20 protein-coding genes are annotated in these 25,481 nt (G+C 64.5%); 6 read left to right on the top strand and 14 right to left on the bottom strand.

What is annotated here, in order from left to right:
- Positions 1-76: 76 nt before the first annotated feature.
- The 5 genes from trpB (at position 77) to NLY33_RS04565 (ending at position 5,031) form a co-directional block, all read left to right on the top strand.
- Positions 77-1,327: a tryptophan synthase subunit beta gene (trpB, locus tag NLY33_RS04585; protein ID WP_023681393.1), complete on the top strand. Its 1,251-nt coding sequence runs from the start codon at positions 77-79 to the stop codon at positions 1,325-1,327.
- Positions 1,328-1,329: 2 nt separating this feature from the next.
- Positions 1,330-2,169: a tryptophan synthase subunit alpha gene (gene trpA / locus NLY33_RS04580; protein ID WP_023693067.1), complete on the top strand. Its 840-nt coding sequence runs from the start codon at positions 1,330-1,332 to the stop codon at positions 2,167-2,169.
- 101 nt (positions 2,170-2,270) lie between these two features.
- The gene (gene accD, locus NLY33_RS04575) at positions 2,271-3,197 is read left to right on the top strand and encodes an acetyl-CoA carboxylase, carboxyltransferase subunit beta (RefSeq protein WP_023672292.1); all 927 of its coding nucleotides are present in this window, start codon (positions 2,271-2,273) and stop codon (positions 3,195-3,197) included.
- 62 nt (positions 3,198-3,259) lie between these two features.
- A complete protein-coding gene (locus tag NLY33_RS04570) occupies positions 3,260-4,585 on the top strand; it encodes a bifunctional folylpolyglutamate synthase/dihydrofolate synthase (protein WP_023672293.1) in 1,326 nt (441 codons plus the stop codon).
- A gap of 26 nt (positions 4,586-4,611) precedes the next feature.
- Positions 4,612-5,031 carry a VOC family protein gene (locus NLY33_RS04565; protein ID WP_023703773.1) on the top strand — a complete coding sequence of 140 codons (420 nt, stop codon included), beginning with the start codon at positions 4,612-4,614 and terminating at the stop codon, positions 5,029-5,031.
- 22 nt (positions 5,032-5,053) lie between these two features.
- Here the strand turns inward: NLY33_RS04565 and NLY33_RS04560 are convergent, their stop codons facing one another.
- The 14 genes from NLY33_RS04560 to NLY33_RS04495 form a co-directional block, all read right to left on the bottom strand.
- Positions 5,054-5,302 carry a hypothetical protein gene (locus tag NLY33_RS04560; RefSeq protein ID WP_023696002.1) on the bottom strand — a complete coding sequence of 83 codons (249 nt, stop codon included), beginning with the start codon at positions 5,300-5,302 and terminating at the stop codon, positions 5,054-5,056.
- Between the two features lie 73 nt (positions 5,303-5,375).
- Positions 5,376-5,657, bottom strand: a complete 282-nt coding sequence (locus NLY33_RS04555) for a cupin domain-containing protein (RefSeq protein WP_023696001.1) — start codon at positions 5,655-5,657, stop codon at positions 5,376-5,378.
- A gap of 132 nt (positions 5,658-5,789) precedes the next feature.
- Positions 5,790-6,113, bottom strand: coding sequence for a thioredoxin (gene trxA, locus NLY33_RS04550; RefSeq protein ID WP_023672297.1), 324 nt, complete (start codon positions 6,111-6,113; stop codon positions 5,790-5,792).
- Between the two features lie 72 nt (positions 6,114-6,185).
- Positions 6,186-9,704 carry a double-strand break repair helicase AddA gene (addA, locus tag NLY33_RS04545; RefSeq protein WP_023703772.1) on the bottom strand — a complete coding sequence of 1,173 codons (3,519 nt, stop codon included), beginning with the start codon at positions 9,702-9,704 and terminating at the stop codon, positions 6,186-6,188.
- Positions 9,701-12,838, bottom strand: a complete 3,138-nt coding sequence (addB, locus tag NLY33_RS04540) for a double-strand break repair protein AddB (protein WP_023703771.1) — start codon at positions 12,836-12,838, stop codon at positions 9,701-9,703. Before addB ends, addA begins: the two co-directional genes overlap by 4 nt.
- Positions 12,835-13,539, bottom strand: coding sequence for a nucleotidyltransferase family protein (locus tag NLY33_RS04535; RefSeq protein WP_031196410.1), 705 nt, complete (start codon positions 13,537-13,539; stop codon positions 12,835-12,837). Before NLY33_RS04535 ends, addB begins: the two co-directional genes overlap by 4 nt.
- A gap of 14 nt (positions 13,540-13,553) precedes the next feature.
- Entirely contained in the window at positions 13,554-15,065 is a 1,512-nt protein-coding gene (gene tsaE / locus NLY33_RS04530; RefSeq protein WP_023703769.1) for a tRNA (adenosine(37)-N6)-threonylcarbamoyltransferase complex ATPase subunit type 1 TsaE, read from the bottom strand.
- Positions 15,066-15,073: 8 nt separating this feature from the next.
- Entirely contained in the window at positions 15,074-17,638 is a 2,565-nt protein-coding gene (locus tag NLY33_RS04525; protein WP_023703768.1) for a sensor histidine kinase, read from the bottom strand.
- Between the two features lie 308 nt (positions 17,639-17,946).
- Positions 17,947-19,347 carry an adenosylhomocysteinase gene (gene ahcY, locus NLY33_RS04520; protein ID WP_023703767.1) on the bottom strand — a complete coding sequence of 467 codons (1,401 nt, stop codon included), beginning with the start codon at positions 19,345-19,347 and terminating at the stop codon, positions 17,947-17,949.
- 206 nt (positions 19,348-19,553) lie between these two features.
- On the bottom strand, positions 19,554-19,844 hold the full coding sequence (locus NLY33_RS04515) for an HPr family phosphocarrier protein (protein ID WP_023672303.1): 291 nt from the start codon (positions 19,842-19,844) through the stop codon (positions 19,554-19,556).
- Positions 19,841-20,242, bottom strand: a complete 402-nt coding sequence (locus tag NLY33_RS04510) for a PTS sugar transporter subunit IIA (protein WP_023672304.1) — start codon at positions 20,240-20,242, stop codon at positions 19,841-19,843. The genes NLY33_RS04515 and NLY33_RS04510 overlap by 4 nt, the downstream gene beginning before the upstream one ends.
- Positions 20,243-20,406: 164 nt before the next feature.
- On the bottom strand, positions 20,407-20,868 hold the full coding sequence (locus tag NLY33_RS04505) for an HPr kinase/phosphorylase (RefSeq protein WP_023687429.1): 462 nt from the start codon (positions 20,866-20,868) through the stop codon (positions 20,407-20,409).
- A 12-nt stretch (positions 20,869-20,880) separates the two neighbouring features.
- Positions 20,881-22,662, bottom strand: coding sequence for a sensor histidine kinase (locus tag NLY33_RS04500; RefSeq protein ID WP_023672307.1), 1,782 nt, complete (start codon positions 22,660-22,662; stop codon positions 20,881-20,883).
- 85 nt (positions 22,663-22,747) lie between these two features.
- The gene (locus NLY33_RS04495) at positions 22,748-23,449 is read right to left on the bottom strand and encodes a response regulator transcription factor (protein WP_010912942.1); all 702 of its coding nucleotides are present in this window, start codon (positions 23,447-23,449) and stop codon (positions 22,748-22,750) included.
- Positions 23,450-23,796: 347 nt separating this feature from the next.
- On the opposite strand from NLY33_RS04495, the gene NLY33_RS04490 reads away from it, so the two are divergent.
- Positions 23,797-25,407: a phosphoenolpyruvate carboxykinase gene (locus NLY33_RS04490; RefSeq protein ID WP_023703766.1), complete on the top strand. Its 1,611-nt coding sequence runs from the start codon at positions 23,797-23,799 to the stop codon at positions 25,405-25,407.
- The last annotated feature ends 74 nt before the right edge of the window (positions 25,408-25,481 follow it).

The raw sequence follows: 25,481 nt of genomic DNA, 5'->3' as shown, positions 1-25,481 counted from the left end.
ACCCGAGCATGTTCCGGAGAAGTGGGAACCGGTTTTCCGATAAGACATGCTCAGAACCAAGACCAGGAGATCGGCGATGAACAAGCCGGCGACACCCAATTCCTTCCGCACGGGACCCGACGAACAGGGCATGTTCGGCATCTTCGGGGGCCGCTTCGTGGCCGAGACGCTGATGCCGCTGATCCTCGACCTCGAACGGCACTGGAACGAGGTCAAGAACGATCCGGACTTCAAGGCCGAACTGACCGACCTGTCGACCCATTATGCCGGTCGGCCATCAAAGCTGTATTTCGCCGAAGGGCTCACAAAACACCTTCGTGAGGTTTCCTCGGCGAAGGGCCTCGGGGGCGGCGCCAAAGTCTACTTCAAGCGCGAGGATTTGAACCACACCGGTTCGCACAAGATCAACAACTGCCTCGGCCAGATCCTGCTGGCCAAGCGCATGGGCAAGAAGCGCATCATCGCCGAGACGGGCGCTGGTCAGCACGGCGTTGCCGCGGCCACGGTCGCGGCGCGCTTCGGCTTTCCCTGCGTCGTTTATATGGGCGCCACCGATGTCGCCCGCCAAAGCCCCAACGTCTTCCGCATGAAGCTGCTCGGCGCCGAAGTGCGGCCGGTGACCGCCGGTCACGGCACGCTGAAGGACGCCATGAACGAAGCGTTGCGCGACTGGGTCACCAATGTCGAGGACACTTATTACCTGATCGGCACTGCCGCCGGCCCGCATCCCTATCCGGAGCTGGTGCGCGACTTCCAGTCGGTGATCGGCATCGAGGCGCGCGCCCAGATCCTCGAACAGGAAGGCCGGCTACCCGACACCATCATCGCGGCTGTCGGCGGCGGCTCGAACGCCATCGGCCTGTTCCATCCGTTCCTGGATGACAAAGAAGTCCGCATCATCGGCATCGAAGCCGGCGGCCGCGGCCTTGACGGCATCGAGCATTGCGCCTCGATGAATGCCGGCGCGCCCGGCGTGCTGCACGGCAACCGCACCTATCTCTTGCAGAACGCCGACGGCCAGATCCTCGACGGCCATTCGATCTCAGCCGGCCTCGACTATCCCGGCGTCGGCCCCGAACATTCCTGGCTGCGCGATTCCGGCCGCGTCGAATATGTGCCGATCCTCGACGACGAGGCGCTGGAAGCCTTCAAGCTGACGACGCGCGTCGAAGGCATCATCCCGGCGCTGGAATCCGCCCACGCCATCGCGCATGCGGTGAAGATCGTGCCTGATATGGACAAGGACCAGATCGTCATCGTCAACCTGTCGGGACGCGGCGACAAGGATGTGCACACAGTGGCCTCGATGCTGGGCATGGAGATCTGATCATGGTGACCCGCATCGACCGCCGCATGGCAAAACTGAAAGCCGAGGGCCGCCCGGCGCTCGTCACCTATTTCATGAGCGGCGACCCCGACTATGACACCGCTTTGTCGATCATGAAGGCGCTGCCCAAGGCCGGCGCCGACATCATTGAAATGGGCATGCCGTTTTCCGATCCGATGGCCGACGGCCCGGCGATCCAGGCCGCTGGCCTGCGGGCGCTGAAAGGTGGCCAGACCCTGGTCAAGACGCTGAAGACGGCGGCTGATTTCCGCGCCACCGACAATGAAACGCCGATCGTGCTGATGGGCTACTACAACCCGATCTACATCTACGGTGTCGATCGCTTCCTCAAGGACGCCATCGCCAGCGGCATTGACGGGCTGATCGTCGTCGACCTGCCACCGGAGATGGACGAAGAACTCTGCATTCCGGCGCTGAAGGCCGGCATCAACTTCATCCGCTTGGCAACGCCGACCACCGACGACAAGCGCCTGCCCAAGGTGCTGCAGAATACGTCGGGCTTCGTCTATTACGTGTCGATGACCGGCATCACCGGCTCGGCTTTGGCCGACACCGGCAAGGTTGCCGCCGCGGTCAAGCGCATCAAGGGCCACACCAATCTGCCGGTCTGCGTCGGCTTCGGCGTCAAGACCGCCGAGCAGGCGCGCATTATCGGCGCCAATGCCGATGGCGTCGTCGTCGGCACCGCGATCGTCAACGCGGTCGCCAATGTGTTGGGACCGAAGGGCGAGAAGACCGCCGACCCGGCCGAGGCCGTCGCCACCCTGGTCAGCGGACTGTCTCAGGGCGTGCGTTCGGCCCGCCTTGCTGCTGCCGAATAGTTTCCCTACTTAGGCCTTGTGCAAGTCGTTATCCCAAAACCGGTTCCCACTTTTGGGCGACATGCACGAGCCAACTCTTCGTCAGGACAGGAGCCGAAGCGATGAACTGGATCACCAATTACGTTCGCCCGAGGATCAATTCGATGCTCGGTCGGCGCACCGACATGCCCGAGAATCTCTGGATCAAGGATCCCGAGACCGGCGAGATGGTGTTTCACAAGGACCTGGAATCCAACCAGTTCGTCATCCCGTCATCGGGCCATCACATGAAGATTTCGGCCAAGGAACGGCTGAAATTCTTCCTCGACGACGGCAAATACGAGCAGCTTGAGAACCCCAAGGTCATGCAGGACCCGCTCAAGTTCCGCGACGAGAAGCGCTACACGGACCGGCTGAAGGACGCCAAGGCCAAGACCGGCCTGGAAGACGCCATCATCAACGCGCTGGGCACGGTCAAAGGCCTGCCGGTTGTGGTGACGGTGCAGGATTTCGCCTTCATGGGCGGCTCGCTCGGCATGGCCGCGGGTGACGCCATTGTGCACGGTTTCGAGGTCGCCTTGCAGCGCAAGCGGCCGCTGATCCTGTTTGCCGCCTCCGGTGGCGCGCGCATGCAGGAAGGCATTCTGTCCCTGATGCAGTTACCGCGCACCACGATCGGCGTCGACCGGCTGAAGGAAGCCGGCCTGCCATACATCGTCGTCTTGACCAACCCGACCACCGGCGGCGTTACCGCCTCCTACGCCATGCTGGGAGACGTCCACATTGCCGAGCCCGGCGCGCTGATCGGCTTTGCCGGCCCGCGCGTCATCGAGCAGACCATCCGGGAGAAACTGCCGGACGGTTTCCAGCGCTCCGAATATCTGATGGAGCACGGCATGGTCGATATGGTGGTGTCGCGGCTGGAACTGCGCGAGACGATTTCACGGCTGTTGAAAATCCTGCTCAAACTGCCGCAGGAGCAAAAGCCGCTGGAGCCGGAAATCCTGCCGCCGTCGGTCATCCCGACGGAAGCCCGCCCGCAGGCCTGACGCGACATTTCTGGCCGCAAACCGCGATTGCGTGCACCTGCGCGCATGCGTAGGATTCGCTCATGACAACGCTTGCCGCAGATCGTGAAATCGAAGCCCTGATGGCGCTGCATCCGAAAGGCTTCGACCTTTCGCTCGACCGCATCACAAGGCTGCTCGAACGCCTCGGCAATCCGCAGGAGCGGCTGCCGCCGGTCATCCATATCGCCGGCACCAACGGTAAGGGCTCGTGCGCGGCCTTTTCGCGCGCGCTGCTCGAAGCCGGCGGCCACCTTGTCCATGTCCACACTTCGCCGCATCTGGTGAACTGGGCCGAGCGCTACCGGCTGGCGGCCGAGGGCGGCGGCCGGCTGGTCGACGACGAGACCTTCGCCGAGGCCATCGCCCGCGTCGCCCGGGCCAATGCCGGCCAGAAGATCACCGTCTTCGAAATCCTAACCGCCGTCACCTTCATCCTGTTTTCCGAGCATCCGGCTGCCGCCGCCATCATCGAGGTCGGCCTTGGCGGCCGCTTCGACGCCACCAATGTCGTTGCCCGGCCGGCGGTGTCGGTGATCATGCCGGTGTCGATGGATCACGAAGCCTATCTCGGCGACCGGGTCGAACTGATCGCCGCCGAAAAGGCCGGCATCATGAAGCGCGGCTGCCCGGTGGTCATCGGCGCGCAGGAGAGCGAGACGGCGCTGCAAGTGCTGATCGAAACCGCCGAGCGGCTGGATTGCCCGACCTTCGTCTACGGCCAGGATTTTCTCGCCTTCGAGGAAAACGGCCGCATGGTCTATCAGGATGAGGACGGGCTGATGGACCTGCCGCCACCGCGCCTGCCCGGGCGCCACCAGTTCGCCAATGCGGCGGCAGCGATTGCCGCCGTCAAGGCCACCGGTTTCGAAATCAGTCATCGCGCCACTGAGAAGGCGATGGCGAGCGTCGCATGGCCGGGCCGCATGCAGAAACTGGTACAGGGCCGGCTGATGGAGCTGGCGCCCAAGGGCGCCGACATCTGGCTCGACGGCGGCCACAATCCGGGCGCCGGCATGGTCATTGCCGAGGCGCTGGCCGAGCAGGAGGAAAAGAACCCGCGGCCGCTGTTTCTGATCTCCGGCATGATCAACACCAAGGACCAGAGCGGCTACTTCCACGCCTTCAAGGGCCTGGCTCGGCACGTCTACACCGTGCCGGTGAGCATGAGCGATGCCGGCGTGCCGAATGACGAGCTGGCGGTGCGGGCGACCGAAGCCGGCCTCACGGCCGAACCGGTCAGTTCCGTCGCCAGTGCGCTGATGCTGCTGCGCGACACCTGGGACGGGCCGGCGCCACGCATCCTGATCGGGGGGTCGTTATATCTCGCCGGCGCGGTGCTGGCCGAAAACGGCACGCCGCCAACCTGAAGCCATTTCACTGCGAGGAGCCCATCATGATCAAGGTCAAGCAACTCGCCCATGTCTGCATCTTCGCGCATGATCTGGAGGCGACGCGAAGCTTCTACCGCGACGTGCTTGGCCTCGACACGCAGTTCAATTTCCTGCGCGACGACAAGGTCTTCGGCTTCTACCTCAATTGCGGCGGCCGCAGCCATGTCGAGGTGTTCCAGAAGGACGGCACTGCATATAGCGAGCAGAACCAGATCAATCATTTCTGCCTTGAGGTCGAAGATCTAGACGCGGCGATCGCCCACATTAAATCGAAGAGCATCGACGTTACCGCCAAGAAGCACGCCTGCGACGACACTTTTCAGGCCTGGATCCGCGATCCCAACGGCGTGAAGATAGAGCTGTTCGAATACACCGCCAAAAGCGCGCAATTTACCGGAGGCGACCGCATCGCCGACTGGTGAGCTGTGTTGGTGTCGACGAGGATCAAAGCTCCGGCCCTGTATGGACCTTGCGGCTTTTCCGGATGATTTCTTCCAGATCGATATCCGCGCCACTGCTTGCCGTCAGGCGGGAGTAGAAGGTGGACGCCGGTTCTCGCCCCGCCTCCCGAATCTCATAGGATTCAAGCGCGCGTTCGACGATATCCGCTATCGAGCGGTTTTCGCGATGAGCAAGACGATGCGCAAGATCTCGTGCTTTTGCGCTGCGGACGGAAAGCCGGGGTTCGGCCATTTCAAAAATGCCTTCGAGAAAATATATCCCCCATTTAGGACGAGCCATCAAGATGGCAGAGGATGGCAAGCCATCACCTTAGCTCAATCTCGATGAAGGCATACTCGCCGTCATTGGCGCTGATGACGTCGTGCTCGACGCCTTCCTTGCGGAAGTAGGGCGCGCCCTTCTTCATTTCAGCAAAACTCTCGCCGTCCTTGGTCACCAGCTTCACCTTGCCGTCCATCAGCGGCACCACGACGTAGTCATGGCCATGCCGGTGCCAGCCGGTGTTGTCGCCGGGCTGGAAGCGATATTCGGTGACGATGACGCGCTCATTGTCGATGAAGACGGTGGCCTTGGCGGATCCGGTCATTTGTCTCTCCTGTCCTGCAACAAGCAGATGACATGGAGTGCGCCGATGCGAGGGCCAGAGGCGGTCGGGCGATGACGCCAAAGAAAAAGCCCGGCGCGAGGGCCGGGCTTCGGATCTCGGAAATCAGTCAGCTCAGGCGAGGCTGCCGTTGATCCAATGCGACAGCGCGGTCTTCGGGGCGGCGCCGACCTTCATGTCGGCGACTTCGCCGCCCTTGAAGATCATCAGCGTCGGGATCGAGCGCACGCCGAACTGGGCGGCAAGCTCGGGGTTCTCGTCGATGTTCAGCTTGGCGATCTTGATCTTGTCGCCGAGTTCGTTGGCGATCTCTTCCAGCGACGGACCGATCATCTTGCAGGGGCCGCACCATTCGGCCCAGAAATCCACGACGACGGGCTGCGAGGCGTTGAGCACATCGGCCTGGAAATTGCTCTTGTCGACCTTGACGGTGGCCATGCGAAATCCTTTCGAAATTTATCTCGCACCAAATGTGGTGGTTGAGCAGCCCTTCTTCAAGCAGAACTTGTGTCACGCTCCCGTGAGTCGGGCAAGGGCGTCATCCATCGCCTGCGCCGGCAGTTCGATCAGCCTCGGCGCCTCGGTAAACAGCAGCGCCGCCGTCACTGCGCGGCCGGGGTAAAGCGGCTTGAGCAGCGCGCGGTAGAGCGCCAGCTGCAGTATATAGGCCGGCGGCACCTGGGCCAGGCCTGCGGGCGCCGGCCGGTTGGTCTTGTAGTCGACGATCGATACGCGCCCGGGCGTCACCGCCAGCCGGTCGATCTTGCCGGAGATCGAGCGCAGCCTGCCCTTGACCTCGATACTGCCCATGACGGCCACTTCGGCGCGGGACGAGCGCGAAAACAGCCCGGCAAAACGCGAATCTCTGAGGATCGCCATCACCGAAGCCAGCGCCTTGTTGCGCTCGGCCTCCGGCCAGTCGGCGCCGGCTCGAATGAGATACTGCGCCGCCGCGCCTTGCCGTTCGTCTTCGGCAAAACCGGGCAGCATCTGCAGCAGCTTGTGCAGCGCCAGCCCGCGCATCACGGCAAAACCGGGCTCCGCTTCGCTGTCCAGCACCGGCGAACGCGTATCGACGACCGCCTCCTTGCCCTCGTCGATCAGCGCCGACGCGCCGGAAGGCGACAGCGGGCGCGGCAGCTCCTCATAAGGCGGCAAGGGCCGGAACAAGCCCACCGGCAGCGGCGGCACCTGTTGCGGCAGCCGCGACTCGTCGGCTGCCGCTTGCGCCACCGGCGGAAGCTTGGTCATGACGAAACGGTGCACCGGCTCGCTGCTGGCGGGGTGGCGGCGCTCGGTGCTTTCGGGTGCACCTGTCAGCGCGCGGCTGACGATCGAATGCCAGGTGCCGGTGCTGGGCTGACGCTTGCCGTGATAGCCGCAGACGATCAGCCGGTCCTCGGCGCGCGTCATGCCGACATAGAGCAGCCGCCGGTATTCGTCGTCGGCAAGCTCCCGCGCCCTGGCCGAGGCCGCCTTGGAGAAGCCGTTGGCGACATCGGCGGCCGAGCGCCAGAGATAGCCCTTGCCGTCGAAATTGCGGCCCGAAGCGTCGAACGGCATGAGCCGCGGCAGATGCTGGTCGCTGAACGGCGCCGAACCGCCATCGACCAGGAAGACAACAGGCGCTTCCAGGCCCTTGGCGGCATGCACGGTCATGACGCGGACCTCGTCGCGCGTCTGGTCCATCTCGCGCTTGATCTCCGGGCCGGTGTTTTCCAGCGTCGCCAGGAAAGCCTCCAGCCCCGGCAAGCCGGTGCGTTCTTCGGCCAGACAGAAACTCAGGAACTCGTCGAGAATATCGCCGGCTTCCGGTCCAAGCCGGGCGATCATCTTCTTGCGCAGGCCGTCGCGCGCCAGCACCCCGGCGTAGAATTCGAACACCGGCCGGAACGCCGCCTCGTTGGCCCAGCCGTCGAGCCGGGCAACGACATCGGTCAGCGCGGTATTGTCGCCAGCATGCTGGCGTAATGAGGCGATCAGCGATGTTCCGGCTGGCCGTCCGGCGCCAAGCGTAAAAAGCGTCTCCTCCGACACGTCGAAAACCGGGCTGCGCAGCACGGCGGCGAGCGACATGTCATCCTGCGGCTGGATGAGGAAATGGCCGAGTGCGATCAGGTCCTTGACCGCGATGTGGCCGGGCAGGCTCAGCCGGTCGGCGCCGGCGACGGGAATATCGCGGTCCTTCAGCGCGCGCGACAGCGCATGGACGAAGCGGTCGCGCTTGCGCACCAGCACAAGAATGTCGCCGGCCCTCAGCCTGCGTCCCTTGCCCTCGATGATCTCGCGGTCCTTGAGCCAGGCCTGGATGGTCGCAGCCACGTGCTCGGCCACCCGCACAGCCGGCGCGCTGGCATGGTTGACCGGCAACGTCCAGTCGTCGGGCTCCTCGACGGCGTCAGAGCCGAGCGACGGCCAGACCTCGACATAGCCAGGCGCGTCGTTGCGGATCGCCTTATGGTCGAGCGGATCGGGGTCATGGCTGATGCCGCGCCGCACGCCCGGATCGGCAAAGACGCGGTCGACGGCGGCAAGCACGTCGTCGGTCGACCGGAACGACCAGGTCAGTTTCAGGTCGGCAAACGAAGCATTGGCGGCGTTCACGCGTCCGGAAAACAAGAGCCGGCTGTCGGCGAAGGAATCCGGCGCGGCACCCTGAAAGGAATAGATCGACTGCTTTTCGTCGCCGACGGCGAACACCGTGCGATTGGTCGTGCCGCGCTGGCCGTGGCCGGCAAAGAACTCCTCCGCCAGCCGCTTCACCACCTCCCATTGGTCGGGGCTGGTGTCCTGCGCCTCGTCCAGCAGGATGTGGTCGATACCCTGGTCGAGCTTGTACTGCACCCAGGGTCCGGCATCCGGCCGCGCCAGAAGGTTGACGGTGCGGGTGATGAGGTCGTTGAAGTCGAGAAAGCCGCGGCTGCGCTTCAGGCGCTCGTACCGCACGATCAGCCAGTCGGCTATGGTCAACGCCGCGACCGTGCCTTCCAGCATCCGGAACAGCGCCAGCCGGTCGGAGACCTCTGTTATCGCCTTGACGGCCGCCAGATAGCGCTCGGGAAGGTCGGGCAGCCGGCCGAGCAGCGCCTTCTTGAACAACTTTGAGGGATCATAGGGGTCGCCATCGGCCTTGAGAAAGGCTTTGCCGAGCATCTGCAGCCGGCGGGTCGGGTCCGTCTCGGCAAAGGCCAAGCGGGCATAGGGCAAGAGATTGTTGAGCACGGTGCGGGCGTCGGCGGCCTCGGCGGCACTGGCGAACACTGCAAAGAAGTCCAGCAGGAAACCCGGCAGCGGCCATACCGATGCCGCTATGTCTTCGGCGTTCTGCCCGGGGCGAAAATGGAATTCGTCGAACAGGGCCCGAAAGCCGGCGCCGTCGCGCCGGACCGCATCGATGAAGCCGCGTAAGCCGTCGCGCTTGCGCACGATTTCGGCGAGCAGCGCGTCGAGCCCGTGTTCGCCGCCGCGCTCCAGCACGGTGGCAAAGGCCTCGGCCAGTCCGGTGTCTCCGGCTGACGTGCCCGAAATCATGTCGCGTCGCGCCGCGGCGAACAGCGAGGCCTCCATCTGCGGATCGAGCATTTCGAAATGCGCCGGGATGTTGGCCTCCAGCGGGAACTGGTGCAACACCGATTCGCAAAAGGCGTGGATGGTCTGGATTTTCAGCCCGCCCGGCGTTTCCAGCGCTTCGGCAAACAGCCGGCGCGCCCGCCGCATCGTGTCGCGGTCGGGCCGGCGGCCGTCCACCGCCTCAATCTTTGTGGCAAGCTCGGCATCGCCGAGCGCTGTCCATTCCGACAGGGTCGAGAACACGCGGTTCGACATGTTGGCGGCGGCCGCCCGCGTATAAGTCAGGCACAGGATCTTCGACGGATCGGTGCCGTTGAGCAGCAGCCGGACGACGCGCTGGGCCAGCACATGCGTCTTGCCCGAGCCGGCATTGGCCGACACCCAGGCCGAGTTCTTCGGGTCGGAAGCGCGCGCCTGGTTGGCGGCGGTTTCGCTCGGGACGGGATAGGCTTTTTTCATGCCTCCCCCGCCTCGTCATCGCTGTCGCCACCGGCCGACCATTCGAGCACGCGCGCCAGATGGTCGTAATCGCCATCGCTCTCGCCCTCGCGAAACGGCAGCGCCCGCGACAGGTAGCCGGTCGTCGGATCGGCATAATGGACCAGCAGCTTTTCCAGCCGCGCCCAGGCCTCCTCGGCGAGGTCTTCGGCGGTCCGGGGCTGGCGGTTGTAGTCGAGGATGGATTCCTCGAACACTTCGCCATTCGGCTTCAGCCGCACGAATGCAAGCTGCGAGGGTTCGCGCGCGCCAAGCCCCTTGAAGGCGCCGCGCCGGAGCAGCGCCCCTTCGAGCGCCAGCTGTGGCGCCAGCAGCGTGTGCGCCTGCGCCTTGGATGGCGAGGAGCCGGTCTTGTAATCGAGAATGTCGGCCATGCCACCGGCCAAAAGGTCGACGCGGTCGGCATAGCCGGACAGCGTCACACCGGTACGGCCGACAGCCGTCTTTTCGGCGCGCTCCTCGGCATGCCGCCGGGCGACGGCAGGGGCGCGGCCGCGCTCCCATTCGATGATGTTGGCGGCGAGCTTTTCGAAGCGCGGCCACCACACCGCCTCGACATCGGCGGGTAGGGCAATGTCGGCAAAGCACCTGCGGCCAGCCGAGATGAGTCTCTCCAGAGCTTCCGGCGCGCGCGGGTCGGCAACCTCTGTCGAGAACAGATGCAGGATGTCATGAAACAGCGTGCCGCGCTCGGCCGCACCGGGATCGCGGATCACCGGTTCGAGCGGCAGAAGGCTCAGAATACGCCTTGCATAGACCGCATAGGGGTCGCGGCGCAGCGTCTCGATCTCGGTCACCGAGAAGTGGGTGGGCCGCATGCTCAGCGGCGGTTTCGGCTGCGGTCGCGGCGCGAAATGCTGCCGCTCGCCGGCATCGAGCGCGCGCGCCCAGGCAAGCAATTCGTCGCCGCGTCCGCGCAGTGCGGCTGCAGGATCCTTGCCGATGAAGGTGAGGATGCGCTGCAACCAGCGCGACGGCACCGCCGGTGCGTCGCTGGCGCGGGCGGAGCGCGTCAGCACCACCTTTTTCGCCCCCATCGCCATCTGGAAGTCGTGGGCGGCAAGGCCGATGCGCCGCTCCGGCGGCTCGAGATCGATGCCGGTCTTCATCAACCGCGACATGAAGCGATCGCTTTCCGGCTTGCGTGGCCACACGCCTTCGTTCAGCCCGCCAATGACAAGCGTGTCGACGCTCTGCAGCCGTGCCTCCAGCGCGCCCCATATCGCGATGTTGCGGTCTGTGCCTTGCCCCGGCTTGACCGTTTCCGGTGCTACCAGCGCGTCCATCACATCAGGCCATTCGTCGGCCGGGAAGTCTAACGATGCAGACGCGGCGACCACACCGCGCAGCAGCTCGGCGAGTTTCTCGCCGGCGTCGCCGGCATAAAATTCAGCCAGGCTGCCCTCCGCCGTGCGGCCGAGATTTTCCAGTGCGGCGACGCTCGCTCTGGTCAACGCGACGAGATCGGCATTCTCTTCACCGCGAAAGGCAGTCAGCGGCGCCAGCGCCGCCACAAGCCGGCTCAGCATATCGCGGGCATCGTCGATGCCGCGCACGCTCAGGCGCGAAAACCAGAAGGGCTGGCGCTTGTCCCCGCTCAGCCCGGCGAGACGCTCCTCGAACAGTGCTGGCAAGGCGGCGATGTCGGGGCGTCCGGTGCCGCCGCGCAGCGCCACGAGTTCGATGAGCTCGGCGGCATGGCGCACGCCGGTGCGCTCAAGTCCGAGCCCGAGCAGCGGATGCTTGAGCAGCGACAAAAGGTCGACGGGATCGCCGGGCCGGAATACCGCGTGAAGTGTGAGCCGCAGCAGGCTGGCTGCAGGCGTGTTGGCGAGCGGCGTGCCGCCGGAATCGTCAGCGATCACACCGAAGCGCAACAGCTCGGCCGAGACGCGCCGCGCCAGCCCGCGGTCGCCGGTAACGAGCGCTGCCCTGTGCCCCGGCTGTTCCACGGCGGTTTTCAGCGCGATGGCGATCGCCGCCGCCTCGTCGCGTTCGCTGGCGGCTTCGACCAGCGTCACGTGGGCGAAGGCCTCGGCGATGTCTACGGCGTTGAAGCATATGCGGGTCTCGGCCCATAATTCCGTGGTCTCGGCCGGCCGCAGCGCCTCGCCGACAAGGGCCGCGCGGAGCGCCAGTGCGGGCTCGGCGGAGACCACTTCCTCGACATCGCCACGCAGCACGCCAATCTTGCCGATCAGCTTGGCCATGCCGTATTGCGGGTGGCCAAGCAGTGCCGGCCGCGCACCGGGCGCCCCAATCGCGGCAAAAGACGGTTCGTCCAGCATCCCATCGAGCCCGGGCAGCACCACGGCGCCGTTGGGCAGGCTGGCGACCGTGGCAAGCAGTTCGGCCGTGGCGGGAATAGAGCCCGTCGAGCCGGCGGCGATCACCGGGCCTTTGGGCGGGTTGCGTTCCAGCCGCTTCGCCTCGCGCCGGATCAGCGCATTGCGGTGCGCGGCCGGGTTGGAGCGGTCGCGCTCCTCCAGCAATTTCGGCCAGGCCTCGGTGACGATACGGAGGAAATCGAGCGTCACAAGCCACCATCCGGCAAGATTGCCGGTGACCAGATCGGCAAGCCTGGTCCAGTCCGTGCCTTCGGTTTCGATCTCGTCCATCAGCCGGGCGAGGTCGCGCGCCAGCCAGATCGCATCGGCGGCGGAGGCCGGCACGACGATCTCTTCGTTGAACATATCAAGGACATGCGCCGGCAAGGTGCGCTTCCAGGCCCGCACCAGCGGCGCCAGCAGCAGCAGGCGTTCGATGGCTGCGATCGGCGGCGCCATTTCAAGCTCGGTCGGCGTGCCGGCGTCGAAGGCGGCTTCGTCCTCGTCGAACTCTCCGAGCGGGCGGATGACCGGCAGGATCGCCGAACGGCGGCTCCCTCCCGGTCCCGAAAGCGCGTCGACAAAAGCGCCGCGCAGCGCACGGGCCGCGCGCCGTGTCGGCACATAGATGGTGACATCAGCCAGCGCCAGCGGATCGCCGTCGAACCGGAAGCCGGGCACCAGCCGTCCGGCCAGCAAGGCCTCGGCCAGAGTCGGCAGGAATGGCGCTCCGGGCGGGATCGAAAGAACGCGGCGCGCGCCGCTCATACCACCTTCGCGAGAGCGTCGGCGACCGCCGCTTCCGCCTGCGGAATGGCGTCGGGAGTGCCGACGGTGATCCAGCTTCCGCGCATCTGCATGCCGAACAGACGGCCAGAGGCGATTGCCTTGTCGAAATAGGTGTTGAGCGAATGCGCCCCGGCCGGCGCATCCCTGAAGATGGCGGGATTGACGATTGCCGCTCCGGCATAGATCAACCCGGCCGGATCGCCTTTCGAGCGCCGCAGGCCGCCATCCGGCGCCATCAGGAAATCCGTGCCGACACCGTGTCCGGTGGCCGAGTCGAGATCGGTAAGCATCAGCAGAATATCCATTTTCGCGCCGTCCCATGCAAGGGCAAGGCGCTCGAGGCTGGGCTGGCCGCTGTCGATCCAGAACGTATCGGCGTTGATGATGTAGAAGGGTCCGGCACCCAGCAGCGGCAATGCCTTGACGATGCCACCCGCCGAATTCAGCAGCGCGTCGCGCTCGTCGGAAATGACGATCTTTGGCGCCCGCCTGTGGGCGATATGGGCGACGATCTGGTCCGGCAGATAGTGCACGTTGACGATGGCTTTCTCGACGCCGGCCGCTTCGAGACTGTCCAGCCCCCAGTCGAGCAAGGTCCTGCCGGCTATCCGCACCAGCGGCTTCGGCATGGTGTCGGTGATCGGCCGCATGCGCTTGCCAAGACCAGCCGCCAGCACCATCGCTGTGGTCAAGGTCACGGGAGCCGTTCCTCCAGCAGGCCATGTGCCATGTAAAACTCCTTCAGCTGAGCCAGCGCCGGGTGCGCCAGCGCCCGCCTGAGATAATCGCGGATGCGCGGCAGGTGTCGGAGATAATAGGGCTTGCCGTCGCGCTTTTCGAGCCGCACGAAAATGCCGAGGATCTTTGAATTGCGCTGCGCCGCCATGATCGCATAGGCCGCGCGGAAGGCGTCCTCATCGAAGCCGACGGCGGCGTGGCGCGCAGCGACATAGGCGTCCACGGTCCGCTGCTCGATATCGGGCGAAACGGTGACGCGGGCATCCATGGCCAGCGACGCAACATCATAGGCCGCCGGACCCATCAGCGCGTCCTGGACGTCGACGATGCCGAGGCGGTCGTGGCCTTTGCGGTCACCGCGCCAGATGATGTTGGGCGAATGGAAGTCGCGCAGCATCAGCGTGTATTCCTGTGTGTCCAGCCGGTCGAGAACCGCGTTCCATTCCCTGTGATAGCCGGCGCGTAAAGCCTCGCTTGCCGGGCTGCCGGTCACCATCGGCACATACCAATCGACCAAGAGATCGGCTTCGATCAGCATGGCGGCGCGATCGAAGGGCGGCACCTCGTGGAAGACGCCCGGCACGGCCTCCATGCGCTGCGGCCAGGTCTTCCCATGCATCATCGCCAGCAATTCGGCCGCTGCCGCGTAGCGCTCGGCCACCGGCTCATCATTGCCGTCGAGAAAACCTTCCGAGCCCAGATGCTCCAGCAGCAGAAAGCCCCGTTCGAGATCCTCGGCATGGATTCTTGGGACACTGACACCTTGCGCCAGCAGCGCCTTGTCGATGGCGACGAAAGCGGTGACCGACTGCGCCGTGTGGGCGATCACGGCATAGGGCTTGCCGTCGCGCACCGGCGGCCCCAGCACCAGCCGCGGCGAATTCATCAGCACGCGCGGCGCAAGGCCGGCGAGCGAAACAATCTCGTAAGAGCGCGCCGAGGCGTCGCCGACGAAATGGCGCCGCGCGGCGTCGCCCCAACCGGCCGTTTTGAGGAAATCGCGCATCGCCAGCGATCGCGCCACGCGTTCGAAGGCAACGCCTTGGCCCGATAGTTTCGCCAATCGTCCTTCGTCCTGATGGACGAGTTCGATCCAGATCGACGTTCTCGGAAGAGCGGCCTCCGCCCGTTCCGGCCACTCGACAAGGGCAGCGCCCTGCAGCAGCGCCTCGTCGAAACCCAGCTCGTCCATCTCGCCGGCCGAGGACAGGCGATAGAGATCGAAATGGTGCACGGGGATGCGCGTGTCGTAGCTTTGCACCAAGGTGAAGGTAGGGCTCGGCACATCGAGGCCGGCATCATCGGCCAGCGCCCTGATCAGGGCCCGCGCCAGCGTCGACTTGCCGGCGCCGAGATCGCCCTTGAGCGCCAGCACGTCGCCCGGCCGCAGCGCCATGGCCAGGTCCTCGCCGAGCCTTGCGGTCGCAGCCTCGTCGGCGAGAAAACGCTCCAGCACAACAACAGTCATCGAGCGCGCTACTCGGCCGCGGCGCGGATGCCCGACGGTGCATCGGGGAAGGTGCAGATGACGGTGGTGCCCTTGTCCTTGCCGGTCTCGATGCGCACGCTGCCGCCGTGCAGCTCGACAAAGCTCTTGACGATCGACAGGCCTAAGCCCGCACCGCGCCGGCGCCCGCCATTGGTGCGCGGCTCGAAGCGGCGGAACACCGAATCGAGCAGGTCCGGCGGCATGCCGGGGCCGTTGTCATGGACGGAGAATTCCACACCTTGCTCCAAATGCCGGCAGGCAAGCGTGATAGTGCTCGCCTCCGGCGCGTAATTGGCGGCGTTGCTGAGCAGATTGTAGAGGATCTGGCGAACCCGGGTCTCGTCGCCGTGAAAACTCTTCGGCGCCGCAGCGGCGTCGATCCGGAGCTTGATCGAATGTTCTTGCAGCCGGTCGGCGACCAGTTCGGCCGCGGCCTCGATGGTGCGCTCGACGCTTACTTCCGAAATGTCGAGCTGCATGATGCCGGCGTCGACGGTGGCGAGGTCGAGTATGTCGTTGACGATGGTGAGTAGCACCGAGGATGACGAGCCGACATGCTCGACATATTCGCGCTGCTTTGGGCTGAGCGGCCCGGTCGCCGGCAGCGACAGAAGCTCGGTAAAGCCGATAATGTTGGTCAGCGGCGAGCGCAGCTCGTAGGAGACGTGCTGCACGAACTCGTTCTTCAGCTGGTCGGATTTCTGCAGCGCTTCGTTCTTGTCCTTCAGCGCGCGCTCGACATTGACGCTGTCGGTGACGTCCACAAAGGTCATCATCACCTGGCCGTTGGGCAGCGGGATGACGGCGTAGCTGAGCACTGTGCCGTTCTTCAGTTCGGTCTGGCCATGGCGGTCGCGGCGCTCGTCGTCGAAACCGGTGATGGCGGCGACGAACCCGCCCCACGGGCTGTCGACGGCGCGCTGGTCGCTGAGATCGCGGATCGCCGAGACATGGACGTTGGGCTTGATCACATCCTGGCTCAGTCCCCACAGCGCGACAAAGGCCGGGTTCGACAGGCGCAGCCGCCCATCGGGGCCGAACACCGCGACGCCTTCGGCCAGATTGTCGAGCGTTTCGCCCTGGACCCGCACCGCCGTCTGGTAGCGGCTTTCCAGGTCCATCTTCTCGGTCAGGTTCTCGAACACCCAGGTCACGCCGCCCTTCGGCTGCGGGTTGGCCACCACGCGGATGGTCTTGCCGTCGGGCAGATGCCACCAATGCTCTTGCGATTCCACCGCGCGGTAGGCGCCAAGCAGGCCTTCTTTCCAGCGCCGCCATTCCGGCTGCTCGGCGATCTTGCCTTCGCTGCGCAGCCGGTCGAGCAGCAGCGCATTGTCGGGCGCGCTGTGCAGGAAGCCCGGGTCCAGCCCCCACAGTTTCTGGAACGCCTGGTTGAAGAAGCGCAACTTCTCGTTGGCATCGAAGATCGCCACCGCCGTGTTGAGCTGGTCGAGCGTGTCGGCATGGCTGCGCACCGTGCGCTCATATTCGCCGCGAATGGTTTCGGTGGCGCTGGTGTCGCAGGCAAGGCCGGCCGAGCCGTCCGCACCGGCGAAGTCGGTGACGGCGAACACGCGGCGGTCGCCCTCGATCACTGTCGACAGCGTTTGTTCGAAGATTGGGCGCGATTTGTGCTGCGCGGCGATCTGTTCGCGCGCTTGGCCGCCGAGGAATTCCTTGGCTTCGCGCACGGCGGTCTCGGCGTTCGGTGCCTCGACCGCTCCGGCATAGGCACGGTTGACCCATTTCAGCCGCCCGTCGGTGGCGCGCAGCCAGGCCGGCATCGGCAAGGCGTCGAGCAGGCCGATCATGGTCTCGTAGTCGGCGGCCAGACGCTGGTTCTCGATCTTCAGCCTGGCTTGGCTCCTCTGAGTTTCCGACAGCGAGACGAAGCGCACCAGCACATGCGCGGCGCTCTTGCGGCCATGCACTTCAAGCGGCGCCCCGGCCTGCGATTCGATCACGAGATCAAAGGGTTTCGCTTTCTCGCGCAGACCAGCGACGGCATTTTCGAGCGCCGCCGCCGAGCGCGGCATCAGCCAGCGGCCGAAGGCGAGGAAGGCTGCACGGTCGTCCGGCGCACCGCTTTCCAGCGGCAGCGTGCCGATCAGCTCCGGCTTCTTGTTCTCCGACGCCCAGACGATGACGCGCTGGTCACGCAGATTGAGCAGCGCCTCGGAGCGCTGCAGCGCCGCATTGATGTCGGCAATGCGGGCTCTGAGTTCGACATTCTGCGCCGAGGTGCGGGCTCTTTCGCGGATCAGGAAGATGGCCGAGACCAGTGCCGCGCCCATGACGCCGACGAACATGGCGAGCTGGATGACTTCGACCGCGCTGACCGACAGTCCGGCCTTCTGCGCAATGGCCGGCTCGGCATGGGCGGCAAACGAGGTAAGCGGGCCGGCAAGAGCTGAGGTGGCAAGAAAGCCGGCGGTGCGGGCGCCAACGCGCCTCTTCAGGCCACCGCCTGTCGTGACGGAGCCATTGCTATCGGAATCGTCATGGCCGCCGGAAACGGCCGATCCCGCGCGAGGCGGGTTTTCCCCCGGCATGCCTTGGTCCTCTTCGCCGCCTGAATGCAAGACCGCCTAGATCAGGATCACGTTTGATGGAAACGCCCTTCTGACCTAACTCTTTTCTAAAGAGCATGATCTTTTCCGAAAACCGCTTCCCACTTTTCGCTGACGCGGTCCTTCGGTTCGAATCATGCTCTCGATGCGTACGCCGGCCTCGTCCCCGGCCCACGAATCAGCACAATAGCGCGTGCTGGAATCGGCGTGAAGAATCATCCGCGCAAAAAAGAAGCCGGGCGAAAAGTCAATCGCCCGGCTTCAATATCTAGTGGTAAACGCCGCTTTGGCTAATAGCGGTAGTGTTCCGGCTTGAACGGACCCTGCGGGGTCACGCCGATATAGGCGGCCTGTTCGCCGGAAAGTTCGGTCAAGCGGGCTCCAAGCTTGTCGAGATGCAGACGCGCCACCTTCTCGTCGAGGTGCTTGGGCAGCACATAGACCTGGTTCTGGTACTGGCCGGGCTTGGTGTAGAGTTCGATCTGCGCCAGCACCTGATTGGTGAACGAGGCCGACATCACGAAGCTCGGATGACCGGTCGCGTTGCCGAGGTTGAGCAGGCGCCCCTCGGACAGCAGGATCATCCGCTTGCCGTCCGGGAAGGTTATCATGTCGACCTGCGGCTTGACGTTGGTCCATTGCAGGTTGCGCAGCGACGCGACCTGGATCTCATTGTCGAAGTGGCCGATATTGCCGACGATCACCATGTCCTTCATCGAGCGCATGTGGTCGAGGGTGACGACATCCTTGTTGCCGGTGGTGGTGATGACGATGTCGGCGGTTGGTGCGGCATCTTCCAGCGTGACGACTTCAAAGCCGTCCATCGCCGCCTGCAGCGCGCAGATCGGATCGACTTCCGTGACCTTGACGCGGGCGCCGGCGCCCTTGAGCGAAGCCGACGAGCCCTTGCCGACGTCGCCATAGCCGCAGACGACCGCAACCTTGCCGGCCATCATGGTGTCGGTGCCGCGGCGGATGCCGTCGACCAGCGATTCCTTGCAGCCATATTTGTTGTCGAACTTCGACTTGGTGACCGAGTCGTTGACGTTGATCGCCGGGAAGGGCAGCAGGCCCTTCTTCTGCAACTGGTAGAGCCGGTTGACGCCCGTCGTCGTCTCTTCGGTGACGCCGCGGATGGCTTCCTTCTGCTTGCTGAAAAAGCCGGGCGAAGCCTTCAGGCGCTTCTTGACCTGGGCGTAGAAGTATTCCTCTTCCTCGCTCTGCGGGTTGGACAGCACGTCCTCGCCGGCTTCGGCGCGGGCGCCGATCAGTATGTACATCGTGGCGTCGCCGCCATCATCGAGGATCATGTTGGAGAGGCCGCCATCGGCCCACTGGAAGATCCTGTCGGTGTAGTCCCAGTACTCCTCGAGCGACTCGCCCTTGACGGCGAACACCGGGATGCCGGCCTCGGCGATGGCCGCGGCCGCATGGTCCTGGGTCGAGAAGATGTTGCACGAGGCCCAGCGGATATCGGCGCCAAGCGCCTTCAGCGTCTCGATCAGCACCGCCGTCTGGATGGTCATGTGCAGCGATCCGGTGATGCGCGCACCTTTCAACGGTTTCTTGTCGCCGAATTCCTCGCGGCAGGCCATCAGGCCCGGCATTTCGGTTTCGGCGATATCGAGTTCCTTGCGGCCCCAGCCGGCAAGCGAGATGTCGGCGACCACATAGTCCTTGCTACCTGTCATGGCAGTGCTCCGGTGTGATTTGTCTTCAGAATGCGCCTGCGCCACACGGCGCGTCGAAGGGCGCGGAATGCCGGCCTGACTAGCAGATCGCCGCCAAGACGACAATGGGATATAAAGAAATCTTTATGCGCGTATGTGTTTACGGGGATGCATGCCGCCCAAAAGTATCCGGCGGTTTTGGGACAACGGCGTCCAAAGCAAAAACTTCAGCACTCTTCGCCGAAGCGCGAGGCGACCAGCTGCTCCAGCGCGTCCATCGCCGCTGCGGCTTCAGCGCCGCTGGCGGTGACGCGGATCGAATAACCGGGGCTCGCCGCCAGCATCATCAGCCCCATGATCGAGGTGCCGCCGACCTTGAGACCATCCTTCTCGACATGGACGGTGGCGTCGAAGCCGCTGGCGACCTGGACGAACTTCGCCGAGGCGCGCGCATGCAGGCCGCGCTGGTTGACGATCGGGAACTCGCGCACGATCTCACCGGGCGACAGCGCGTTCATTTGCTGCTCAGCAGCTGACTTGCGACGTTGATGTATTTGCGCCCCGCGGCCTGCGCCTCGTCGAGCGCGGTCGCCATGTTGTCGCCCTTGCGGATCGACGACAGCTTGATCAGCATCGGCAGGTTCATGCCGGCGATGACCTCGGTGCGACCGGATTCCATCACCGAAATGGCGAGGTTGGAAGGCGTGCCGCCGAACATATCGGTCAGAACGATGACGCCGGTCCCGGTGTCGACGCGGCCGACGGCGTCGACGATATCGCGCCTACGCTGCTCCATATCGTCGTCGGCGCCGATTGCCACGGTTTCGAAATTGTCTTGTGGCCCCACGACATGTTCCACGGCATGGCGGAACTCGGCGGCCAGTTGACCGTGCGTTACAAGCACGAGTCCGATCATTCTATGGTGGCTCCCGTCATCGCCGCTTCACAGGCGCTTTTTATGCTCGCCGGCCATCCCAGGCGGCGGGAGCGCTATCTTGTCGACGCGCGGCGCGTTGACAAGCCCAAAATTGCGTCGGCCATGGCCAATTTGACGCATTGCAGCAAAAAACCGGCGGCGGATCATACGAAAGGCGCAATCGCCAGCCGCGCCATTACCGCCGGCAAAGCCGCAGTGACGTTGCGCTGAACGAGGTCGATGCGCGGCACCACACAGCCGGCAATGGTCGCGCTCGACTCTTCCTGGAAACGCTCCACAGCGTTAGCGGCAACCAGCTGGATCGTAAGGTCGATGACTCCCACAGATTGGAACAAAAGCGGCTTCGGACCAAGTCCGGGCACCTCTGCGAGGCCGGCAATGCTGGCGGGCGCATGGCAGACCAGCCGCCCGAAACGCGCCGCGACAAACAGCTGGTCGTCGCCGATCAGCCGGGCAAACAGCCCGAGCCGGCTGAAATGGTCGATGAGCGCCAGCGCCAGCGTTGTCTTGCCCGAGCCGGACGGCCCGGTGATCAGGACGCCCCGCTCGCCAATCAGGACTGCGGTGGCATGGATGTTCTCGGGTTCCGCGGTGGGATCGGGCATGCGCAGCCGCGATCAGCCTTCGGCCGGCAGCGTAACGACGAAGCGCGCGCCCTTGATGTCGCCGGGCTTGGTGCCGGGGATGTTCTCGGCGGTCAGCGTGCCGCCATGGGCTTCGACGATCTGCCTGGATATCGACAGGCCAAGCCCCGAATTCTGGCCGAACGCCTCGCCGGCCGGGCGGTCGGTGTAGAAGCGCTCGAAGATGCGGTCGATGGCGTCGGCGCGGATTCCGGGGCCGTTGTCGTCGACGGTGACGATGTTGACCTTGCCCGAGCGTGCCAGGGAAATGGCGATATGGCCGTGGTCCTCCGGCACGAAGGAGCGGGCATTCTCGATCAGATTGGTGATGACCTGGCCGATCCTCAGATCATGGCCGGTGACGAAATAGCCTTTGACGCCTTGCGGCAGCTTGGCGGCCTTGAATTCGATCTCGACAGCCTTTTTGTTGCGCGTCGCTTCGCGCGACACGGCGACGAGATCGGTGATGAATTTCTTCAAATCGACCGTGGCGGCATCCTCACGCGCCAGTTCGGCGTCTAGGCGCGAGGCATCGGAAATGTCGGTGATCAGCCGGTCGAGACGCCGGACATCGTGCTGGATGATCTCCATCAGCCTGCCGCGTGAATTGTCGTTCTTGGCAAGCGGCAAGGTCTCCACCGCGCTGCGCAGCGAGGTCAGCGGGTTCTTCAGCTCGTGCGAGACATCGGCGGCGAAGCTTTCGATCGCCTCGATGCGGGCATAGAGCGCATTGGTCATGTCGCGCACCGCGACCGACAAATTGCCGATCTCGTCCTGGCGGTCGGAAAAGTCGGGGATCTCCTCGCGGCTCTTGACGCCGCGCCGCACCCGCACTGCCGCCGCCGATAGGCGGCGCAGCGGATTGGCGATGGTGGATGCGAGCAGCATCGACAGGATGGCGGTGACCAGGGCGGCGATGCCGAACACGCGCAAAATAGCCTTGCGTTCGGCGGCGACGATCTTGTCGATGTCGCCGCCTTCCGTCGACAGCATCAGCACGCCGAGGACGGCACGGAAGCGCTGGATCGGCACCGCCACCGAAACGATCTGCTCGCCCTGTTCGCTCACCCGCACGATCGTCGATGGACTGCCGGTCAGCGCCTTGACCACTTCCGGGAAGGCCGCACCGTTGCCGCCGGGCTGCTCATGGTAGACGGGCAGGTCCTTGTTGCGGAAGAAGTCGAAGACGAATTTCTGCACGCGCTCCAGCATATCCGGCTGCTCGTCCTCGACCGGCGGCAGGTCGTAGCGCAGGATTTGGCCGCGCGAATAGAGATGGCGCGAATCGAGCAGCAGATTGGCGTCGCGGTCATAGATGCGGGCCCGGGTGCGCGTCGGCGAAATCAGCCGCCGCAGCACCGGCGCCACGCGCTCGGGATTGATCGGGAAATCCAGATTGTCGAGCTGGTCGGAGCCCGGCCCCAGGCTTTCGCCGGCCTGCAGTTCAAGCAGTTTTTCTGGATCGATGCTGATCGAATCGGTCTCGACCGTCGCCGACGCGGCAATGGCGCCGGCGATGATCTCGCCCTGCGTCATCAGGCTTTCGACGCGGGCGTCGATCAGCCCGTCGCGGAAGGTGTTGAGATAGAGGATGCCGGTGACCAGCACGGCGAGGCCGGCCAGGTTGAGGAACAGGATGCGCCGGGTCAGGCTGGAAAAGATGTGGTGGCCGAGGAAGCGGCGCATCGGCACCGTCAACCTCGACAGGAATGCGGGCAGAATCCGCGACCGCCTGACAGCGCTCGTTCGTCTGCTCCGCTGTACATCCACTGCCATCGAATAGCAGCTCCCGCCTAGTCTTTGGTTTTATGCATGTCGTCGTCCCAAAAACCGCGACCACTTTTGGGCGACATGCATCAACTCAAGCTTCGCGGAACCGGTATCCGACTCCGTAAAGGGTTTCGATCATTTCGAAGTCGTCATCGACGGCCTTGAACTTCTTGCGCAGCCGCTTGATGTGGCTATCGATGGTGCGGTCGTCGACATAGACCTGCTCATCATAGGCGGAATCCATCAGCGCATCACGGCTTTTTACCACGCCGGGGCGCTGCGCCAACGAGTGCAGGATGAGAAATTCGGTGACCGTCAGCGTCACCGGCTCGCCCTTCCAGGTGCAGGTATGGCGTTCCTGGTCCATGACGAGCTGGCCGCGTTCCAGCGAACGGGCCTGCTGGCTGGGCGCCTTTGCCGCAGCTTCGCGGGCGCTGGCGCGGCGCAGCACGGCGCGCACCCGCTCGACCAGCAGGCGCTGCGAGAACGGTTTGCGGATGAAATCGTCGGCGCCCATCTTGAGGCCGAAAAGCTCATCGATCTCATCGTCCTTCGAGGTCAGGAAGATCACCGGCAGGTCGGACTTCTGCCGCATCCGGCGCAACAGCTCCATGCCGTCCATGCGCGGCATCTTGATGTCGAGGATGGCGAGATTCGGCGGCCGCGCCGCCAGGCCTTCCAGCGCCGACGCACCATCCGTGTAGGTCTCGACGCGATACCCCTCGGACTCGAGGGCGATCGACACCGATGTCAGAATGTTGCGGTCGTCATCGACAAGCGCGATTGTTGCCATTTCAAGCGGCTCCCTCATGAGCTGTCCCTTCTGTCTTAGAGAAGGGGCTTTTGCAGGACAAATTAGGTACAAAATGTGGCACAGGCTCCACCCGCTGTCGCGGACGGCTTGCCGGCGGCCCCATCGGAACCTCTACACGGGGTTGGACGAACACTGTGTGCCAATCCTTTGGGCAACCACCGTGATTTTTTGCACATATAAACGATTTAAACAACTTTCAAAATTTTTAAATCGATTAATGATTTGATATCATTCGAGTTTTCTGGTTCTCACCGTCTCAGCCCCTAACGCGGGCTCGCCGGAAACGCGCCGGCAAAGTGCGGCGAATCCAGAAGAAGGGACCCTTGATGTCGGAAGTCGGCAAACGCAATTCTGCTTGCGCGATCGATCGTATCGGCCTGAAAACCACCGGCACGGTGCATTATAATTTTGGTGCGGCCGCCCTTTATGAGGCAGCGATCCGTCGTGGCGAGGCCCGGTTGACCGCCGGCGGCGCGCTGCTTGCCGAGACCGGCCAGCACACTGGCCGCTCGCCCAAGGACAAGTTTGTCGTCCGCGATGGCGCCACCGAGCCCCATGTCTGGTGGGACAACAACAAGGCGATTTCGGCGGGCCAGTTCGAAATGCTGCTCGCCGATTTCCTTGTCCACGCCGCGAATAGCGATCTCTATGTGCAGGACCTCGTCGGCGGCGCCGATGCCGAGCTGAAGCTGCCGACGCGGGTCATCACCGAATTCGCCTGGCACTCGCTGTTCATCCGCAATCTTTTGATCCGCCCGCAGGCCGCCGAGCTCGAGGATTTCGTGCCGGAGATGACGATCATCGACCTGCCGTCCTTCCGCGCCGATCCGGCCCGCCACGGCAGCCGCACCGAAACGGTGATTGCGGTCGATCTCACCCGCAAGATCGTGCTCATCGGCGGCACTTCCTATGCCGGCGAGATGAAGAAATCGGTGTTCACCATGCTCAACTATCTGCTGCCGGAAAAGGGCGTCATGCCGATGCACTGCTCGGCCAATGAGGGTCCGGGCGGCGACGCAGCGATCTTCTTCGGGCTTTCCGGGACGGGCAAGACGACGCTGTCGGCCGATCCGTCACGTACGCTCATCGGCGACGACGAGCACGGCTGGGGACCGCACGGCATCTTCAACTTCGAAGGCGGCTGCTACGCCAAGACGATCCGGCTGTCGGCCGAGGCCGAGCCGGAGATTTTCGCCACCACGCAGCGTTTCGGCACGGTGCTGGAAAATGTCGTGCTCGACGCCGACCGCGTGCCGGACTTCAACGACGGCCGGCTCACCGAAAACACGCGCTGCGCCTATCCGCTGGATTTCATCCCCAATGCCTCGAAGAGCGGACGGGCCAGCCACCCGAAAAACATCATCATGCTGACCGCCGATGCCTTCGGCATCATGCCGCCGATCGCACGGCTGACCCCGGCGCAGGCGATGTACCACTTCCTCTCCGGCTACACCGCCAAGGTGGCCGGCACCGAGAAGGGCGTTACCGAGCCGGAAGCGACGTTCTCGACCTGCTTCGGCGCCCCGTTCATGCCGCGCCACCCCAAGGAATACGGCAATCTGCTGCGCGAGCTGATCGCCCGCCACGGCGCCGATTGCTGGCTGGTCAACACCGGCTGGACCGGCGGCGCCTACGGCACCGGCAAGCGCATGCCGATCAAGGCGACGCGCGCCTTGCTGGCCGCAGCGCTTGACGGTTCGCTGAAGGCGTCCGGTTTCCGCACTGACGCCAATTTCGGCTTCGAGGTGCCGGTTGCTGTGCCTGGCGTCGAGAGCGCCATTCTCGACCCGCGTTCGACCTGGGCCGACAAGGCAGCCTATGACCGGCAGGCAGCGCGATTGGTCGGCATGTTCGCCGTCAACTTCGAGAAATTCGAGAGCCATGTCGATGCCGTCGTGCTCGGCGCAGCACCCCGCCTGCAGGAAGCTGCGGAATAGTCCAGGCATCTTCACCGAAGCATCCTTGAAAGGCGCGGTCTCGATCGGGCCTTTTCTTTTTTGGTCCGCCGCGC

It is taken from the genome of Mesorhizobium sp. C432A (genome assembly GCF_030323145.1).
Classification (GTDB): Bacteria; Pseudomonadota; Alphaproteobacteria; order Rhizobiales; family Rhizobiaceae; genus Mesorhizobium.
The sequence above is the reverse complement of the archived record's forward strand: the minus strand, read 5'-3'. Positions and strand labels throughout refer to the sequence as shown.

Bases quoted from the DNA above. Each gene is read 5' to 3' on its own strand.
- trpB (WP_023681393.1), top strand. From the start codon at position 77: ATGAACAAGCCGGCGACACCCAATTCCTTCCGCACGGGACCCGACGAA.
- trpA (WP_023693067.1), top strand. From the start codon at position 1,330: ATGGTGACCCGCATCGACCGCCGCATGGCAAAACTGAAAGCCGAGGGC.
- accD (WP_023672292.1), top strand. From the start codon at position 2,271: ATGAACTGGATCACCAATTACGTTCGCCCGAGGATCAATTCGATGCTC.
- NLY33_RS04570 (WP_023672293.1), top strand. From the start codon at position 3,260: ATGACAACGCTTGCCGCAGATCGTGAAATCGAAGCCCTGATGGCGCTG.
- NLY33_RS04565 (WP_023703773.1), top strand. From the start codon at position 4,612: ATGATCAAGGTCAAGCAACTCGCCCATGTCTGCATCTTCGCGCATGAT.
- NLY33_RS04560 (WP_023696002.1), bottom strand. From the start codon at position 5,302: ATGGCCGAACCCCGGCTTTCCGTCCGCAGCGCAAAAGCACGAGATCTT.
- NLY33_RS04555 (WP_023696001.1), bottom strand. From the start codon at position 5,657: ATGACCGGATCCGCCAAGGCCACCGTCTTCATCGACAATGAGCGCGTC.
- trxA (WP_023672297.1), bottom strand. From the start codon at position 6,113: ATGGCCACCGTCAAGGTCGACAAGAGCAATTTCCAGGCCGATGTGCTC.
- addA (WP_023703772.1), bottom strand. From the start codon at position 9,704: ATGAAAAAAGCCTATCCCGTCCCGAGCGAAACCGCCGCCAACCAGGCG.
- addB (WP_023703771.1), bottom strand. From the start codon at position 12,838: ATGAGCGGCGCGCGCCGCGTTCTTTCGATCCCGCCCGGAGCGCCATTC.
- NLY33_RS04535 (WP_031196410.1), bottom strand. From the start codon at position 13,539: ATGGTGCTGGCGGCTGGTCTTGGCAAGCGCATGCGGCCGATCACCGAC.
- tsaE (WP_023703769.1), bottom strand. From the start codon at position 15,065: ATGACTGTTGTTGTGCTGGAGCGTTTTCTCGCCGACGAGGCTGCGACC.
- NLY33_RS04525 (WP_023703768.1), bottom strand. From the start codon at position 17,638: ATGCCGGGGGAAAACCCGCCTCGCGCGGGATCGGCCGTTTCCGGCGGC.
- ahcY (WP_023703767.1), bottom strand. From the start codon at position 19,347: ATGACAGGTAGCAAGGACTATGTGGTCGCCGACATCTCGCTTGCCGGC.
- NLY33_RS04515 (WP_023672303.1), bottom strand. From the start codon at position 19,844: ATGAACGCGCTGTCGCCCGGTGAGATCGTGCGCGAGTTCCCGATCGTC.
- NLY33_RS04510 (WP_023672304.1), bottom strand. From the start codon at position 20,242: ATGATCGGACTCGTGCTTGTAACGCACGGTCAACTGGCCGCCGAGTTC.
- NLY33_RS04505 (WP_023687429.1), bottom strand. From the start codon at position 20,868: ATGCCCGATCCCACCGCGGAACCCGAGAACATCCATGCCACCGCAGTC.
- NLY33_RS04500 (WP_023672307.1), bottom strand. From the start codon at position 22,662: ATGGCAGTGGATGTACAGCGGAGCAGACGAACGAGCGCTGTCAGGCGG.
- NLY33_RS04495 (WP_010912942.1), bottom strand. From the start codon at position 23,449: ATGGCAACAATCGCGCTTGTCGATGACGACCGCAACATTCTGACATCG.
- NLY33_RS04490 (WP_023703766.1), top strand. From the start codon at position 23,797: ATGTCGGAAGTCGGCAAACGCAATTCTGCTTGCGCGATCGATCGTATC.